Below are 16,490 nucleotides of genomic sequence, written 5' to 3'. Positions count from 1 at the left end.
GTCTATTGCCTCTTCATTCAACCGAGAAAATATAGGTGTAGTAGGGTTGGCCGCCATCCACTACCTCTACCTCCAGGTGGGAATAGGTCTGCTTGATGCGGGCCGCGGTTTCCTGAGCGTGGGTCTCGCTGGTTCCCTCGCCGTAGTAGATAGTGAGCAGCTCGTAGCGCTCGACGTGCATACGCTGGAGCAGGTCGTTAATGACGCCGTCCAGACTGCTGCCGGCCACGGCCAGATTGCCGTTGATCAGGCCGATGATATCCCCCTCTCGCACACGCAGGCCATCGATCTGCACGGCGCGCACTGCCGTGGTGATCTCGGCAGTCTGGATGCGTCGGGCGGCGGCGCTCATGCTTTGAACGTTGGTGGCCAGATCGGCGCTGTAGTTGAAACTCATCAGGGCGGCGATTCCCTGGGGCAGGGTCTCGGTTGGGATGACCTCCACCTGTTTGCTGGTGAGGCGTGGAATCTGCTGCGCGCTGAGGATCACATTGCTGTTGTTGGGCAAGATAATGACCTGCTCGGCCTCAACGGAGTTGACCGCCGCCAGCAGTTCTTCGATGCTGGGATTCATGGTCTGTCCGCCGGGTACAATGGCGCTCACGCCCAGGCCGCGATAGACCTTCTCGAAGCCAGAGCCGGAGACGACGGCGACTGTGGCGATGGGAACGCTGGGAGCCGCGACCTTGCTGCCTGCGGCTGCATCCTGGCCCCAGCCTTCGACCTGCTCATGCTCGGCGCGACTCTCTGCCGCGTAGGCCAGGCTCTGCTCCTGGAGATTCTCAATATTGATATCCAGGAGACTACCCAGGCTCACGCCATAGTCCAGGATTTTGCCAGGCCATTGAGTATGCGTATGCACTTTGAGCAGCTTTTCATCTCCGGCCACGACCGTGGAAACGCCGCCCATGTCGATGATCGTCTGGCGGATGCGCTCTACGTCGAGGTTCTCGCCGCGTAGCAGGAAGACCACCTCATAGCCGTATTGCTCCTCCTCGACATTGACTCTTCCTCGCCGCGGGGTGGCTTCGGTCGTTGCTGATGAGAAGGGGCGTGCCTCTCGTCCCTCGCCACGCAGAGCGTGCCAGATTCCTTCGAGAATCACACACAGCCCCTGGCCGCCGGCATCGACTACTCCCGCCTGCTTGAGGATGGGCAGCAGCTCGGGCGTGCGGGCTACCGACTGCCGCGCAGCGGTCACTACCTCGTGCATCAGGGTCACCAGGTCGTCGCCGCGCTGCGCACTGGCCAGCGCCGCCTCGGCGCAGTCACGTACCACGGTCAGAATAGTGCCCTCGACCGGCTTGATGACGGCTCGTGAGGCCAGCCGCGAGGCTTCCATCAAAGCATTGGCCAGGTCAAGTGAGGTGAAGGTCTGCTTCTTCTCTAGTCCCTGGGCCAGGCCACGGAGCACTTGCGACAGAATCACCCCCGAGTTGCCCCGCGCGCCCAAGAGGGCATCGTGGGCGAGGCGGGATGCAATCACCCCCGCTGCTCTCTCCTGGCTATCGATGATCCCCCGAATGGCGGCCTGCATGGTGGCGGACATGTTCGAGCCAGTATCTCCATCCGGGACGGGGAAGACATTAAGGGCGTTAATGCTCTCCCGCCGCTCCTCCAGCCAGGCGGCCCCCGCAATCATTGCCTTCTTCAGGTCCTGGCCATCCAGGACACTGATCCGCCGCGGGCGGCTAATCCGCTGCATCTGTTGCTGGCTTTGCGCATCTTGCGCGTGTAGAGCACCTGATGCCTGTTCCTGCATAGATCACTTACCTTATGTGGTGGTGGTGAGGTAGGTGGTGCCCACACCTTGTCGTTAGTGCTCGCGCCTTGTGGTAGGGCTGTGTTCCAGCCCCTGGATATTGACGTTCACCTGCTGCACGGGTACCCCGAGCATCTTTTCAACCGAGAACTTGACGCTGCTCATGATATTGTGGGCGATCTCAGACATGCGCAGCCCGTATTCCAGCACGACGTAGACCTCAATGATTAGGCGCCCGTTCGCGATGCGCACCTGGATGCCCTCGCCGCTTCGTTCGGGGGGAAGGAGGATGGCCTCGCCATTGCGCAGGCGAGGCGCGGCGATACCTACGACGCCGTAGCTTTCGCTAACGGCGCGGGCCGCGATGGTGTGTATCGCATGGGGAAGGACCTCGATCCTGCCTAGAGGACGCGTTCCGTGCTGCGGTTGAATCGTCGATGGCTTCGGCATACCCATGTCTTCTCTATTCTTTCTTTGCTCTGCTGGTCTTCTGGCCTACGCACTTGCCAAAGCGAGGGCAATCTGCTATACTCGCAGAGCGTACTCAACGCTTACTAACGCTTTGCTCTCTACTTACTGGAGTGCAAGGTCTGCGTTCTGTTGCAGTATATCAAAGGCCCCCGTCAGAATCAAGGGCGCAGACATCTGCCCTGTAGCTCTCGTGGGTTCGCTTCGCCGTCTCGTCTGCTTGGTTGGGAGTGGGCTTCAGCCCCAGCAAGGCGCTCTCTCTTTACATGAGAAGAGCGACGTCTGGTCTGGTGGCCGGGCGGGAAGGGAAGCCGTCAGACCAAGGGGAGTGGCTCGTGTTGAAACCTGTCGCCTGGTTGGTTGAGAGATCCTGGCGGGAGTGATGGCATCTGGTATCTCTTATTCTGGTCAAGCGGCCTCTGGGCAGCCCCTGGCTCGGCTCGGCAGAACAGCGGAAGCCGTGGTCAGTGCCTGCATTGCTAAGGCGGGTGGGTGAGTGTGGAACCTGCGGTTCTCTGCCGCCTCGCGCGCGAAGCAGGAGCGGGACCTATCCAGGTGCCAGGGTGAGCACCCAGACGGCTAAGAAAGAACAGAGAGGAAGGGAGATTGCTATGGCTGGTCGTTGTGACCTCTGTCAGCGTAAACCGATGTATGGCAATAAGGTGTCGCACTCACAGCGTCATACACGGCGGCGTTTCGTGGTGAACGTGCAGCGGCGCCATCTGGAGATTAATGGGGTGCGGCGCACGGTGCATGTCTGCACGCGCTGCCTGCGCACGATGCTCAAGGTCCCCAAGGCATAGCGCTGGCCGGAGGCAGGTAAGAGCGCCGCTCATGCGGCGTTCCCGCCCCGGCCTGCCCGGCTGCTACCTGCCGCGCGTTCAAGCAGGCTCTTATTCCTGCGCTTCCTCCTTACCTCTTTTCTTTTTTTTTGGGCACTGTGAGGTCACTGATGGCGGGCCGGCTCAGGCTCAGGCCGGGAACTGAGTGCCAGGGCGATGCGCTGCTGGGCTACGAAGCGGGTGCGCAGCTGCCCACAAGCTGCTGCAATGTCATCTCCGCGTTCGGCGCGCACGCTGTTGCTGACGCCGTGCTCGAAGAGGATGTCGCGGAAGCGACGGATGACCTCCGGGCCAGGTGGACGGTAGTCCGCCGCGGTCTTGTTAACTGGAATGCAATTGACATGCGCATACTGCTTAAGCGGAGATAACAGCTCGCCGAGCTGGTGAGCACAGGCGGGACTATCGTTGACTCCGGCCAGCAGAACGTACTCGAAGGTGATCTGTCGTCGAGTGGCGGCGATATAGTCCTGACAGGCTGCCAACACCTCGGCCAGCGGATATTTGCGATTGACAGGCATGGTCTGCGCGCGTAGCTCGTCGTTGGGCGCGTGCAGCGAGATGGCCAGATTGACCTGCAGCCCCTCCTGGCTGAGCCGCCGGATGCCATGCGGCAACCCTACGGTGGAGATGGTCATATGCCGCGCGCCCAGGTTGAAGCCCTCGGCACTGTTCAGGATGCGCAAGGCATGGATCACGTTATCGTAGTTGTGCAGCGGCTCGCCCATGCCCATAAAGACCAGGTTGGTGATGTGGTCGATGGGCTGGCTACCGGGCAGGCCGCGGGCACGCCAGGGAGCTGCTCGCAACTCACGCGCAAAGTGCAGCACCTGGGCAACGATTTCTCCAGCGCTCAGGTGCCTTTCAAATCCCATCTGGCCGGTGGCGCAGAAGGTGCAGCCAAAAGCGCAACCCGCCTGACTGGAGACACAGACGGTGGCGCGCGCGCTGCTCCCCCCTAGCGGTGGATAGAGCATCAGCACCGATTCGATGAGTCGGCCATCGGCCAGCTCCAGCAGGATCTTGCGCGTGCGGTCATCCTTGGAGCGCTGCTCGCTGCGAACGATGACCTGACCAATGGTGGCTTCGCGCGCCAGGCGCTCCCGCAGGCTGAGAGGCAGGTTGCTCATGGCGGCGAAATCCGTGACCAGGTGCTTATAGATCCAGTTGTAGACTTGCCTGGCACGATATGCTGGCTCTCCCAGCTCCTTGAACCACGCTTCAAGCTGCGTAAAGCTCAGCCCGAGCAGGTCCCGCTGAGGAGCACTGGTCTCTGTTGTTTTCCCTCTGATGCTCATGCCTTCATTATAGCATGTCGGTTCGCCGCGGGCCAATCCGATGACGTCGCCTCCCCTTTCTTACCCTCAACCTCTCACCCCAGGAGCGTCTGGCATGCTGACTGTGACAGTGAGCCTGGAGCCTCGTTTGATTATATATCAGGAGGTTCGACTTTCTATTTCATTACTTCTCATTCATGATATTGGGAGGAAGAAGTAAATGTCTCTTTCGTTTAACTGGATCGATCTTGCCTTTCTGGCTACAGCCATTGTACTGGTCATCAATGGTTTCCATAATGGCCTTATTGCTAGCTTGATTAATCTGGTTGCACTCCCGCTGGCGTTGGCTGTGGCCCTACTCTTCGGTCCCTCGTTCACCACCTTACTCGCTGGGAATGGAGCCGTGGCTGCGCCTCTGCTGGCCTATATCTTGCTCTTTTTCGCTACCGTCCTCATCGTTCATATTGTCACCACGCTGATTCGGGCCTTTGTCCATAGCATTCCGATGCTGGGGATCGTCGACGAGCTGCTTGGGATGGTGCTGGGTTTTGTTGAAGCCTGGCTCCTGTGGCTGATTCTGTTGCTGGCCCTACATAACGTCCTCAGCGCCGTCCAAAGCATTCCGGTGCATGATCCAGGTCAGTTCAGTGCCTGGCAGCGGGCTTACAATGAAGCCATTGCCCAGAGTCTCTTTGTGCATCTCAATCAGTGGCTGCTGGGTCATCTGCCTTTAAAGTAGGGTCTGTGATGGTTGCGCCGGGCTGTCCGTTTACTTGCTGGCCTGGGCTGGGCTGGCCTTCCTACCAGGCAGGGCAGGAGGCGCTGCCTCTGGGCTTGCGCTCTGCGGTCAAGGCGCATACAATGTATAGTCAAGGGGTATTCTACGTATTCTAGAGCTGAGTAGATTTTGCTTGAACAAAGGAGGCATTTTACGGCAAGAAACGATGCTGTGCTGATCAAGCAGAGAAGCACGGAGGGGCCGGAGCGGGCCTTTCTCGTCGCGGTGGCCAGTGAGCGGCAGGAAACGCTCTGGAGCGCTGAGGATTCGCTCAACGAGCTGGAGGCCCTGGCCAGAACTGCCGGGGCCGAGGTGGTCGGCAAGATGCTGCAGCACCTGCGTCATCCTGATCCTGCTACCTATCTTGGTAAGGGAAAGGTCCAGGAGCTGGCTGCTCTGGAGCAGGAGCTGGGCTTTGAGCTGGTGATTTTCGATGACGAGCTGTCACCCTCTCAGCAGCGCAATCTTGAAAAGGCTCTCAATGCGCGTGTGATCGATCGGACAACACTGATTCTCGATATCTTTGCCCAGCACGCGCGGACGCGCGAGGGGCGCCTGCAGGTTGAGCTGGCGCAGCTGGAGTATCGCCTGCCTCGTCTGAGCGGGCGCGGTATCGAGCTGTCGCAGCAGGCTGGTGGCTCGCTTGGAGCGGCTGGCGTGGGCGGTGCTATTGGAGTCCGCGGCCCTGGTGAGACGCGGCTGGAGATCGATCGTCGCCGCATTCGCAATCGCCTGGCGGAGTTGCGTCGCGAGTTGGAGGAGGTGCGTGAGCAGCGCACGCTCCATCGTCGTCAGCGGGCGGCTTTGACAATGCCGGTGGTGGCTGTGGTGGGCTACACCAACGCTGGTAAGTCGACGCTCTTTAATGCTTTGAGTCAGGCCGATGTTCTGGTCGAAAACAAGCTGTTTGCGACGCTTGATCCGACGACGCGCCGCGTGGTACTGCCGGGCAACCAGGAGGTCTTGCTGACGGATACGGTGGGTTTCATTCAGCGCCTGCCGACGCGCCTGGTGGCTGCTTTCCGGGCAACGCTGGAGGAGGTGGTTGATGCCGATGTGTTGCTGGAGGTGGTGGATGTCAGCCATGAGAATGCCATCGAGCAGAGCGAGACGGTCAACGAGGTCTTGCGCGAGCTGGAGGCCCATGAGAAGCCGCGGGTGACGGCCCTCAATAAGATCGATCTGCTGCCTGATCCCGACCGTGTTGATCCTTCGCTCTATCCCAATGCTGTGGTAGTCTCGGCGCTGCGTGGCTGGGGCCTGGAGGCACTGCGCGAGAAGCTGGCTCAGGTGGTGGCTGAGCAGATGGTGCCTTTGCAGGTGCTTGTGCCTTACGCGCGCGGCGACCTGGTGGAACTCTTCCATCGTCGCGGGCGCGTCGAGCTAGAAGAGCATCGCGCCGAGGGGACACTCCTGGTTGGACGCCTGCCCTCGCCCCTGGCTGGTTACTATGCGCCGTATCGCCTTCAGCAACGCAGAGGCTTGCTCAGGGCCCCTAGCGCCCGCCCCTAGCCGATGCCCTAATGGGCGGGGCGGTGAATGGGAAAGCAAGAAGAGACTGTTCCTGGAAACGTGCCTGCCACTGCCCTGAGCTGGTGAGCTGGGCGGGGGAGATAGGCTTGCGCTCGCTCAGCTCAGGTCTGCTTGCTTTTCAACTCCTGGATGACCCGATACAGCTCATCGGCGATCTCCTTCATGGCTGCGTCACGGTCCCTGCTTTCCGTGATAGGTTGCCCGGAGCGCGGCAGGGCCTGCAGCTTGCCGAAGGGAGAGCTGGCCAGCTCCACAGTTGGCCGCAACTTGATCGGGATGATGCGCGCCGTGCCGGCCTCGTGGCGCTGCATGGCCCGCTGCATTTCTTCGTTGTAGCATTGGTCGGAGCTCATGTAGTCAGGGCTGATAAGTAATAGAATGATGTCCGCCTGCTCTAGCAGGCGCTGGCTCTCGCTCCGTTCACGCCCCGCGCTTAGCTGCTCGCTGTGGTAGCTTTCGATCAGTTGATTCCGTCTAAAGGAAGCCAACTGCTTCTCAAGTTCCTCTCTCAGTTTGCGATCCCGCTGGCTGCCGGAGTAGGATATAAAGACTTTGAGGGCTTTGGTGTTCTGCTGGAGCAGCGGCTGATACTGGGGACAGCACTGCCCGAGGCGCTGACGTTGCTCGACTGAGAGAAGCTCCAGCCAGCGGCGGTTTTGCCGGTGTGCGGCCAGTTGATGATTGACAAGATCAGGAAGCTGAGCAAGGATGACGCGCGCCTGCAGACCCTGGCCCCCGCGCTCGCTATGGAGGCCCAGCGAGAACTGGATCATGCCGCAGACGCAGCCGCTTTCCCGGTCGAGCAGCGGGGCGCCGCTCATGCCGGGGTCGACCGGGCCGCGTTGGAAGGTGACCCACTGGTTCCGCTCGCCGGCTGGCCCGGCGGCGTCGAAAATGAAAGAGGTGCCTCCAGGCACTGAGCCTGGGTAACCATAGGTGTACAGACGGCTGTAGGGCTGAGCCTCACCGCAAAGTAAGACACAGGGATGATCCTCAAGAGGGACCGTTAACAGCGCCAGATCCAGATCCCGATCTGGGGACGAGTCATCAGTAGACACTGTAGTGATGGCCGCCTCGTAATATCTCTCCTGCCAGTAGATCTGGAGGCTGGAAGTTGCCTTGTGAACAGATGGGATGACGTGGGCGCAGGTCAGAATCAGGCCCGGCCCCACAAAGAAGCCTGTACCCCTGGGATTATGGTCGGCGTCGATGCGAACAGTGGCCCGCTGGAGGAGCGCCGCTAAGCCGTCGATCATGTCCATTTGTTCCTCTTAGCGCAGATTATAGCCAATGGCAGGCGAGCTGCTTCTATTCTAAAGCAGAATCCTGCTCTTCGTAAAGGTCGCTTTTGTTGCTGTCGGACGAAAGCTGAGGTGCTCCCTGGGGAGGCCAGGCCGCAGGATTGCTGGCTGTCAGCAGAAGAGACATGGACGCCCATGAGGAAAGCGTGCTAGACTAGGACCCAAAGCACCAGGATAAGAAGAGAAGAAGAAAGAAGGAGGCGCAAAGCGTGTATCCCTGGTCGCACGACTTCAAAGGGCGCTTTGACGAAGTGACCTTTGAGAGCCAGGTGCTCAAGAACAATCCTCTAGGTGACCCCTATCAGCGCCCGCTCTGGATCTATCTGCCGCCCGGCTACGACGAACAGCCAGAGCGGCGCTATCCCAGCATCTATTTGATTCAGGGGCTGACGGGCCAGCTTGACATGTGGCGCAATCGCTCGGCCTTCCGGCGCAACTTCCCGGAGCTGGCCGACGAGCTGTTTGCCAAAGGGGAAGCTCCGCCGTGCATCCTCGTCTGGGTCGACTGCTGGACCTCCCTGGGAGGAAGCCAGTTCCTGGATTCACCCGCTGTCGGATACTACCACACCTATCTCTGCGATGAAATCGTCCCTTGGGTCGATGCCCACTATCGGACGCTGGCAGCGCGCGAACATCGGGGAATCGCCGGCAAGTCCAGCGGTGGCTACGGCGCGATGGTCACTCCCATGCTACGACCAGATCTGTGGGGAGGCCTGGCAACTCACGCGGGCGATGCTCTCTTTGAAGTCTGTTATCAGCGCGACTTTGCCAGGGTGGCCCGGGCCTTGCGTGATCACTACGGCGGTTCGTACGAACGCTTCTGGCAGGACTTCCGCAGCCGTCCGGCCTTCTCCAAAGAGAGCGATGCTGACCTGCTCAACGTCTGGTGTATGGCCGCCTGCTACTCGGCGGATATGGACGGTACGGTGCATCTGCCTTTCGATATCGCCACCGGTCAGCTGGTTCCCGATGTCTGGGAGCGCTGGCTGGCCTGGGACCCGGTGCGGATGGTTCCTCTGCACGCCGAGGCCCTGCGCTCACTGCGAGCCATCTATATCGATGCTGGCAAGCGCGATGAGTACTATCTCGACCTGGGAGCGGAGGCTTTCCGCCGCGCCCTGGCTGAGATTGGAGTCACTGATGTCTTCTTTGAGCTGTTCGACGGACGGCACGGCGGAATCGAATATCGCTATCCGCTCAGCCTGAAATACCTGGCCGAACGGCTCTCCCCATGACCAGCGCCAGCGAAGGGAGGTGGTCCCTTCGCCACGCGGGCCAGCCATGAAGTGAAGTAAGGAAGGCCAGGCAGAGTCCGGTGCAGAGTCCAGTCTGGCACTGCACTCGCTAGTGTAGGCGCGCAGACTGGCCGGCGGCTGAGACGCCGAGCGGCTTGCGCAGGTGTCGCCGGGCAGTACTCAAGGCAGAGCGATAGCGCTTCAGCTCAGCCTGACTCTGCGGCGGCGGCACCTGCTCGGGGTCCAGGCCCGCCTTGCGCAGCGCCGCGATCACGGGCCGTAGTTCGAGGCCGCACTCACGAATGCGCCAGAGCACAGCTGCCTGTTCACGGGCAGACAAGCTGCGAATGGCCTGGATGTAGAGCGCAAGGCGCTCTTCTGGAAAATCCTGCAGCTCACACTCATAGGCTGGATCACGCGCTCCTTCGTTGGTGGCGGCACACTGCTCGCTGAGAGCAAGAACCTCGGGCTGCTCTGTCTCTAGGGGAAGAAGCAGAGGACGACGGCGAAGTCGTCGACAGGTATCGCGTGCGCGATTCTGGACAATGACGCGGATCAGCAAGGCAGGTTTGTGCAGTGGCCCTTTCCGACTCACTTTCCAGAGGGCGAAGCGCACCTCCTGGCATTCGTCTTGACAGAGTGCTTCCAGATCTTCCCACTTGCCAGAGCGGATGCGTGAGAAGTAGCGACGTACCTGAGTCACAACCCGAGCGTCGCAGGCGTGTAGCAAGGCTTCATCTTCAGAGTCGCTGTCGTCAACGGAAACTCCGAGCGAAGTTAGTGAGTTCACAAGACTCCTCCTTCACGAAGAAACAAAGAAGCAAACCTATAAGATGCCGTACTCTGTCCAGTTCTGGAGCCGGCAAGCCTGACGTTGCCTCACCTGGGTCAAGTCGTGTCGGTCTATTCGCTTTATCAGCCATCGCGATGACCAGCGAGCAATGAGTTCGGAAGGAGAACAACCAGCGCTGCTCAGGCCGGCCTGTGGCAAGGTAGCTGGAGGAGTTGAGCTTATCGCTCGCCAGTTCTGTAGCAGAACCTGAGAGGATAGTGAACATTCAGTTGTTCTCTATAGAACAGTATACAGTGTTCACTCGTGTTTTTCAAGAGGGTTGAGAAGATGAAACGATGAACGATTGTTCATAAATGTGCAATTGAGCAGAAAGAGAACGGCACTCCTCTTTACAGGCGTGCACTTCTGTTCTATACTACCCAGTAGAACAATCAACGTAACCCGCCGTGGTGGGCAGCGAGGAGACTGTAATGGCTGAAAACAGACACGCTCCTGCAACCGCTATTGGGACCCGTATGCGTCACCTGCGCCAGCAGATGGGTAAGAGCCTGAGCGAGGTAGCGCGCGCGGTGGGCTATTCAAAGAGCTATCTTTCTGCCGTTGAAAACAATTTGACTCTGCCATCGCTCCAGCTTGTGCAAGAGTACGAGCGTGCGCTGCAGCTACGCAGCGGCGAACTGGTTGAGGTATTAGTGGGTGGGCAATTGGAGCAGCTGCCGCGCGGGCGCCGGCGTACTATGTCCTCCCCTCTGGTGCTGCCTGCTACTGCGGTGGCCCTGGATTCCCTGGCTGCCCGTCCACGCTCTGATCTAGAGGAAGCGCCCCACGTCTCTCGTCTCTATGGCCGTGATGAGGAGCAAGAGCTGCTCTGGCGTTGGGTGACGCAGGATCGTTGCCGCCTGATCGCCATTGTGGGCATAGGCGGAGTGGGTAAGACCGCCCTGGCGGCGGCTCTGGTTCAGCGTCTGCGCAGCTCCTCCGATTTTCAAGGCTTGCTCTGGCTTTCGCTCCATACCCCTTTGTCCCGTGGGCGTCTTCTCGATCGCTGCCTGCGCTTCCTCAACGGGGAGGAGGAGCACCAGCCGACCCCCCTTCCCGAGAGTGAGGAGGATCGCCTGAAGCTGCTGATTCAGCGGCTGGAGCGCGAGCGGTTTCTGTTGGTCCTTGATGACTTCGACTCGCTGCTGCAGAGTGGTGCTCTGGCGGGCCACTACCAGGGGGATTACAAGGGCTATGAGGAGCTGCTCTATCTATTGGGGAGCCATGCCCTGCAAAGCTGCGTCCTGCTAACCAGCCGCGAGAAGCCCGATGGCATTCCTCTCCAGGAGGGAAAATATGCCCCGGTGCGCACCATGACCCTGTCAGGCGTCTCGCCCGAGGCTGGGCGTTTGTTGCTGGCAGGTGAGGGGTTGGAGGGCGATGATGAGCACTGGGCCGAGTTCATTCGCCGCTATGCTGGCAATCCCCTGGCTCTGAAACTGGTCTCTCCTACCATTCGCGAGGTCTTTGATCGTCAGATCGCTCGCTTCCTCGATCAGGAGGTGCTGGTTCTTCAGGGTATTAAAGATTTGCTTGATAAGCAGTTCGAGCGCTTAACCCCTGATGAACGGGATGTCTTGTACTGGTTAGCGATTGGGCGCGAGGTAGTGACGCTCTCTGAGTTGCTGGAAGATCGCCTGGCGCATACTCCCAAAGGAGCGCTGCTTGAAGTGCTAAAGTCGCTGCGCCATCGCTCACTCGTCGAGGTGCGTGGGGCCGCGGGCTATACGCTGCAGCCGGTGATCTGCGAATATGTGACGGATCGTCTGGTGCAGCAAGTGGCTGCTGAGATTCTCGAAGAGCAGCCTCTCTCTCTGTTGCAAAGTCATGCCCTTCTCAAGGCCCAGGCCCGGGACTATATTCGCGAGGACCAGGTCCGCTCGATTCTTGAGCCACTGGCTCACATCTTGCGCACTGCCAGGGGAGGAAACGGTTGCGAGCAACTGCTGCGCTCATTGCTGGCCCGGCTGGAACGCGGCAGGCCGGGCTATGCGGCTGGTAATATTCTCAATCTGCTCCTCCACTTGCAGTGCGATCTCCGTGGCTGGGATTTCTCGGGTCTGGCGGTCTGGCAGGCTAATTTGCGAGGCAAAGCCTTACCGAACGTCAATTTCGCCTGGGCCGATCTGACTGGCTCGGCCTTCACCGAGATCTTCGGAAGCATTCTCTCGGTGGCTCTTAACCACGATGGCTCGCTCATAGCGCTCGGTACGACTACCTGTGAGGTGCGTATCTTCCGCGTCCGCGACTATGCGCCGCTGGTAACCTGCCAGGGCCATGCCGATTGGGTGCGCTCGGTCCTCTTCAGCCCTGATGGACGTATGGTGATCAGCGGTAGTGAGGATGGAACAATTCGTCTCTGGGATGTGGAGACTGGCCAGTGCCTGCAGACCCTGCGAGGCCATCAAGAACGCATCTATTCGCTGGCCGTGAGCGCCGATGGTCACCTGCTCGCCAGTGGTAGCGGCGATCAGACCGTGCGTCTCTGGCGCCTTGATATGGCTTCCGGTCTCGCTGAGTGCCAGCGCGAGCTGACTGACCAGGGTCAGAGCGGCAGAGTCTATGCTGTGGCCCTCACTCCCGACGGCAAGACGCTGATCAGCGGCGGAGAGGATGCAATTCTGCGCCTCTGGGATGTAGAGAGCGGCGCCTGCCGGGCCCGTCTCCCCGGTGCCAACGACAGCATCTGGTCGCTGGCGCTCAGTTACGATGGTCGCTTGCTCGCCTGCGGCTGCGAGGAGCGCATCATGCTCTGGGACTTGACTTCCCTGGCACTGCTGGCTTCCTGGGATGCCCATCGTGAGCAGGTCTATGCGCTCTCTTTCAGCAGCGATAGCCGCTTCCTCGCCAGTGCTGGCGGTGATCGCCTCTTGCGCCTCTGGAATATACGCGACCTCTCTTGTATCAAGACGCTGGAGGGGCATAGCCGGCGTGTCTATTCGCTGGCCGTCAGTGCTGATGATCGCTTATTGGTGAGTGGAAGCGACGATCAGACGGTGCGTTTCTGGGATCTTGAGCGTGGGCGCTGTGTCCGTATGTTGCAGGGCTATAGCAGCCAGGTGCGCACGGTGGCGACCAGCCCCGATGGTCAGCTCTTTGCCAGTAGCGGCGATGATGGCCAGGTGCGGCTCTGGGACCTGGGTGAGCTACGCTGCTTGCGCACGATGGAGGGGCACACGGCCAGTGTCTGGACGGTGACCTTCGATGGACAGGGTCGCCTCCTTGCCAGTAGCAGCGAGGATGGCACGGTGCGCCTCTGGCAGGTGGAGACGGGCCAGAACTTCCGCATTCTCAAGGGCCATGCGGCTCGTGTCTACATGGTGGCTTTTTCTCCCGATGGTTCGCTCTTGGCCAGCGGCGGAGCCGATCGTACATTGCGTATTTGGGAGGTGGCAACCGGTCAGTGCTTGCATATTCTTCGCGAACATCGGGGGCGTGTCTACGCTGTCGCCTATAGTCCCGATGGCCGGCTCCTGGTGAGTGGCGCTGAAGATCAAACCATCTGCCTCTGGGATACTCGCGATTACAGCTGCTGGCGAAAGCTCTCTGGCCATAACGGGGCGATCTATACGCTGGCCATCAGTCCTGACGGTCGCTGGTTGGCCACGGCAGGAGCTGATCAGCAGGTGCGTCTCTGGGATCTGACCCATCTGGAGCAAGGTCTTCCGCGGGCGATTCTGAAGGGGCATCGAGAGCGGATCTGGACGCTCTCCATCAGTCCCGATAGCCGCCTGCTGGCCAGCGCTGGAGATGATCAACTCGTCTGCCTGTGGGATCTGGAGACCGGCGAGCTGCTGAAAATCGTCAGTCACTTTGATTATCGCATCCGCGAGATCGCTTTCAGTCGCGGTGTGCAGCCCGTGCTCTTGGTGAGCGGCAGCCACACAGGGACGATTGAGGTCTGGGATGTGGAGCGTGCTCAGTGCCTCCGCGTGCTGCGCAGCGACCGACCTTATGAGGGCATGAATATCTATGCAGCAACTGGCCTCTCGCTCTCGCAGCGCTCTATACTACGCTCCCTGGGCGCTGTGGAGAATCCAGTGCTTCAACCGAGGCTGGCAGGGCAGGAAGACCGGAGCTGACAGCGGGTAGGTAGGCGCGAGACGGTCCGCCTCCGCAGCCTGCTAGGCCGGCTGATAAACGGTTGGCCCTTGCTGCCCGAAGTATTTTCCGCGGTATTCGCGCAGGCAGAGACTGCTCAACTGATGAATGAAGAGCTGGCAGATGAAGAGGCCGGGATAGAGGACGACCGGGATACTATTGAGGTTAGTGATTTCGAGCGTCAGCACATGGTCGCTCCCCGGATCAACATGGCCATCGCCATTGTGCACCTGCAGTCCAGCCCGCGCAACGTCCCCTTTGGTTTCGATAAAGCCCTGGTAACCGTTGGGAATGCGGACCCGCTCCAGCGTGCAACCCAGGATGAACTCGCCCGGGCGCAGCTCATAGCCGTGATGAGGATCGATCATAATCTCCTCACTGGCAGGTGGGGCCTTGCCCAGCTCAAGACGCTCTCCGCGATACTTGACGAGACGCGCGCCGAGGCGCAGATCAATGCTGGTTGGCCCAAGCTGCCGTTCCTCCCACGGCTCGACTACCAGCAGACCGGCGGCCAGCAGGGCTTTGAGATCTCTATCGCTCAGGATCATGGTGCTCTTCCCGCGGCATGGTGTCGGTCGGCAGAGGAACCAGGGGACCAAGTAGCTGCTCCGCCGCCATAATATGGCTACAGGTCCCGCGCTCTCGATAAAAGTCGCAGGTGCAGTGCCAGTCTCCTTCCGCATAGCTGATCAGGCGCACACCATGTGTCGAGCGCATCTGCAGCTTGATCTCTAGCAAGGTGAAACGCTCCGGCTGCTGAGCGTAGTTCGCAGCCTTCATTTGCTTGCGCTGTAGCTGCTCATCTTGCATCAGAAACGACTCCTGTCATGGCTGGCAGAGACTGCCTGCTCTCCTGCTCCTGCTCCTGCCTGTTGACCGCAGCAGGTTGGCCGGGTAACATGGACATCTCTCTCTTCATGATACCTGAACTGTAGTTTGTTAGACAAGTGCACTACCCACCGTTATGCTGGGGCCCGAAGCCATTCTTCGATCTCCCTCTCCAGGCCAATGCCCAGCAAGCGGCAGAGTGCCAGCGCTTCCTGAGCCTGAGAAAGGGCTTCCTGCCGCTGGCCCTGGTACCAGAGGAGGCGGGCCGAGCGAAACTGATTGTGAACGATCCAGAAGCGGTCGTTTAGCTCACGGGCGAGCTGCATCGACTCTGCATAGTAGGCGTTGGCTTGCGACAGATTACCGCGATCGAAGGCCAGCAGACCCAACTGATGGAGCGTTGCCTGTTCGCCTACGCGGTCACCTATCTGCCGGCGCAGGCTCAGGCTGAGTAGATAGAGGGATTCGGCTTCATCTAGTTTGGCTGGTTCCTGGCTGCGCAGAGCCAGCTCGTGCTGAAGGCGCCCCTGCTCGTGCAACGTGCGGGCCAGGCCCTCCTGATCGCCCAGCTGTTCGCGCAGTCGTCGAGCCTCGGCGAGCAACTGCACAGCACGCTCGAACTGGTGCCGGCGGTAGGCCAACCGCCCTAGCTCATGCCATGCGGCTGCTTCCTGCCAGAGATCTCTTCTGGCCGCCGCCTGCGCACGCACGGCCTCAAAGTGCTCTTCTGCCTCGTCATAGCGCGTCAGCCGATAGCAGACGCGCCCAAGCTCCAGCTCCGCCGCACTGATCAGCACTGCGTCAGTGGACTGCCGGGCTAGCTGCAGGCTGGCGACCACATCCAGGTAAGCTGGCTGGTACTCCGCCAGGCGATAACGACAGATACCACGCTGAAGCAGAAAGCGCGCTTCCTGCAGAGACTGCTTGAGCTGCTGTGCGGCCTCCAATGCTACCTCCAGGATCTGCAACGCCTGTTTCAGCTGGTAGCGCTTCAGCAGTGGTGTCCCTCTCTCTCCTACCAGTGCTTCTGCCAGGGTAAGCAGGTCCTGCCACAGACCCAGATGGCGCGCCCTCTCAACCGCCAGGGCAATGTTGTCCCAGTCAAAGAGCAGCTCAGCCTCTACCCCTTCTTTTGATTGATATACTTCTATATAAAAGAGAAGATGACGGCGCTGGTATTCGGCGCGTTTTGCCTGAGAAAGGGCCTGCCAGCAATGAAGACGCAGGTAATCGCTGACGAGGGGATGCATGCGACACTGCAGGCCGCTAGGGCCTTCTGCCCGTTCCAGGATAGCGGCGCGCTGGATCGCTTCCAGGGCCTCATTTTGCTGTTGCCAGAGGCTCTCGCCTGGTTGGGGGAGCCTGCCGGCCTGGATAAAGCGCCAGGCGGATTCTGAGGAGGCTTCAGAGAAGACCGGCCAGCATTCGAGGAACTGGCTAGCCAGCGGCGACTCTCTGGTCACGCGGGCAATTGTCAAATGTAAGAGTTGCTCCATTTGCTGGAGAGGTTTACCGGAGAGCTGTCGGAGCTGAGTG

The 16,490-nt window shown here is 60.1% G+C and carries 13 protein-coding genes; 5 read left to right on the top strand and 8 right to left on the bottom strand.

The annotated features are described in order from the left end of the window. Positions 1–13 precede the first annotated feature (13 nt). Both KTAU_RS06165 and KTAU_RS06160 read right to left on the bottom strand, forming a co-directional pair. Complete coding sequence (locus KTAU_RS06165) at positions 14–1,762, bottom strand: DAK2 domain-containing protein (RefSeq protein WP_151727500.1); 1,749 nt, start codon at positions 1,760–1,762, stop codon at positions 14–16. A gap of 54 nt (positions 1,763–1,816) precedes the next feature. Next, positions 1,817–2,212: an Asp23/Gls24 family envelope stress response protein gene (locus KTAU_RS06160; protein ID WP_052887556.1), complete on the bottom strand. Its 396-nt coding sequence runs from the start codon at positions 2,210–2,212 to the stop codon at positions 1,817–1,819. Positions 2,213–2,841: 629 nt separating this feature from the next. Here KTAU_RS06160 and rpmB point away from each other — a divergent pair. Then, positions 2,842–3,033, top strand: a complete 192-nt coding sequence (rpmB, locus tag KTAU_RS06155; RefSeq protein ID WP_112429918.1) for a 50S ribosomal protein L28 — start codon at positions 2,842–2,844, stop codon at positions 3,031–3,033. Between the two features lie 143 nt (positions 3,034–3,176). On the opposite strand, the gene rlmN is transcribed toward rpmB, so the two are convergent. Next, the gene (gene rlmN / locus KTAU_RS06150) at positions 3,177–4,367 is read right to left on the bottom strand and encodes a dual-specificity RNA methyltransferase RlmN (protein WP_151727499.1); all 1,191 of its coding nucleotides are present in this window, start codon (positions 4,365–4,367) and stop codon (positions 3,177–3,179) included. 199 nt (positions 4,368–4,566) lie between these two features. Here rlmN and KTAU_RS06145 point away from each other — a divergent pair, with 199 nt between their 5' ends. Together KTAU_RS06145 and hflX are read left to right on the top strand one after the other, a co-directional pair. Then, positions 4,567–5,085, top strand: a complete 519-nt coding sequence (locus tag KTAU_RS06145) for a CvpA family protein (protein ID WP_151727498.1) — start codon at positions 4,567–4,569, stop codon at positions 5,083–5,085. A gap of 210 nt (positions 5,086–5,295) precedes the next feature. After that, the gene (gene hflX, locus KTAU_RS06140) at positions 5,296–6,636 is read left to right on the top strand and encodes a GTPase HflX (RefSeq protein ID WP_228026330.1); all 1,341 of its coding nucleotides are present in this window, start codon (positions 5,296–5,298) and stop codon (positions 6,634–6,636) included. A 122-nt stretch (positions 6,637–6,758) separates the two neighbouring features. Here the strand turns inward: hflX and KTAU_RS06135 are convergent, their stop codons facing one another. Continuing rightward, on the bottom strand, positions 6,759–7,913 hold the full coding sequence (locus KTAU_RS06135) for a trypsin-like peptidase domain-containing protein (protein WP_170293091.1): 1,155 nt from the start codon (positions 7,911–7,913) through the stop codon (positions 6,759–6,761). 254 nt (positions 7,914–8,167) lie between these two features. Here KTAU_RS06135 and KTAU_RS06130 point away from each other — a divergent pair, with 254 nt between their 5' ends. Then, on the top strand, positions 8,168–9,193 hold the full coding sequence (locus KTAU_RS06130) for an alpha/beta hydrolase (RefSeq protein WP_151727496.1): 1,026 nt from the start codon (positions 8,168–8,170) through the stop codon (positions 9,191–9,193). 109 nt (positions 9,194–9,302) lie between these two features. Here KTAU_RS06130 and KTAU_RS06125 read toward each other — a convergent pair whose 3' ends face one another. After that, the gene (locus KTAU_RS06125) at positions 9,303–9,983 is read right to left on the bottom strand and encodes a hypothetical protein (RefSeq protein WP_151727495.1); all 681 of its coding nucleotides are present in this window, start codon (positions 9,981–9,983) and stop codon (positions 9,303–9,305) included. A gap of 473 nt (positions 9,984–10,456) precedes the next feature. On the opposite strand from KTAU_RS06125, the gene KTAU_RS06120 reads away from it, so the two are divergent. Further along, a complete protein-coding gene (locus KTAU_RS06120) occupies positions 10,457–14,107 on the top strand; it encodes a WD40 domain-containing protein (RefSeq protein ID WP_151727494.1) in 3,651 nt (1,216 codons plus the stop codon). A gap of 42 nt (positions 14,108–14,149) precedes the next feature. Here the strand turns inward: KTAU_RS06120 and dcd are convergent, their stop codons facing one another. From dcd to KTAU_RS22315, 3 genes are all read right to left on the bottom strand, one after another. Next, positions 14,150–14,674, bottom strand: coding sequence for a dCTP deaminase (gene dcd, locus KTAU_RS06115; protein WP_170293090.1), 525 nt, complete (start codon positions 14,672–14,674; stop codon positions 14,150–14,152). After that, positions 14,658–14,936, bottom strand: coding sequence for an SWIM zinc finger family protein (locus tag KTAU_RS21490; protein WP_170293089.1), 279 nt, complete (start codon positions 14,934–14,936; stop codon positions 14,658–14,660). Before KTAU_RS21490 ends, dcd begins: the two co-directional genes overlap by 17 nt. Positions 14,937–15,088: 152 nt before the next feature. Continuing rightward, entirely contained in the window at positions 15,089–16,204 is a 1,116-nt protein-coding gene (locus tag KTAU_RS22315; protein WP_371875062.1) for a tetratricopeptide repeat protein, read from the bottom strand. Between the last annotated feature and the right edge of the window lie 286 nt (positions 16,205–16,490).

It is taken from the genome of Thermogemmatispora aurantia (assembly GCF_008974285.1).
Lineage (GTDB): Bacteria > Chloroflexota > Ktedonobacteria > Ktedonobacterales > Ktedonobacteraceae > Thermogemmatispora > Thermogemmatispora aurantia.
Note: the sequence above shows the minus strand (reverse complement) of the source record. Positions and strands in the feature narration are given on the sequence as shown.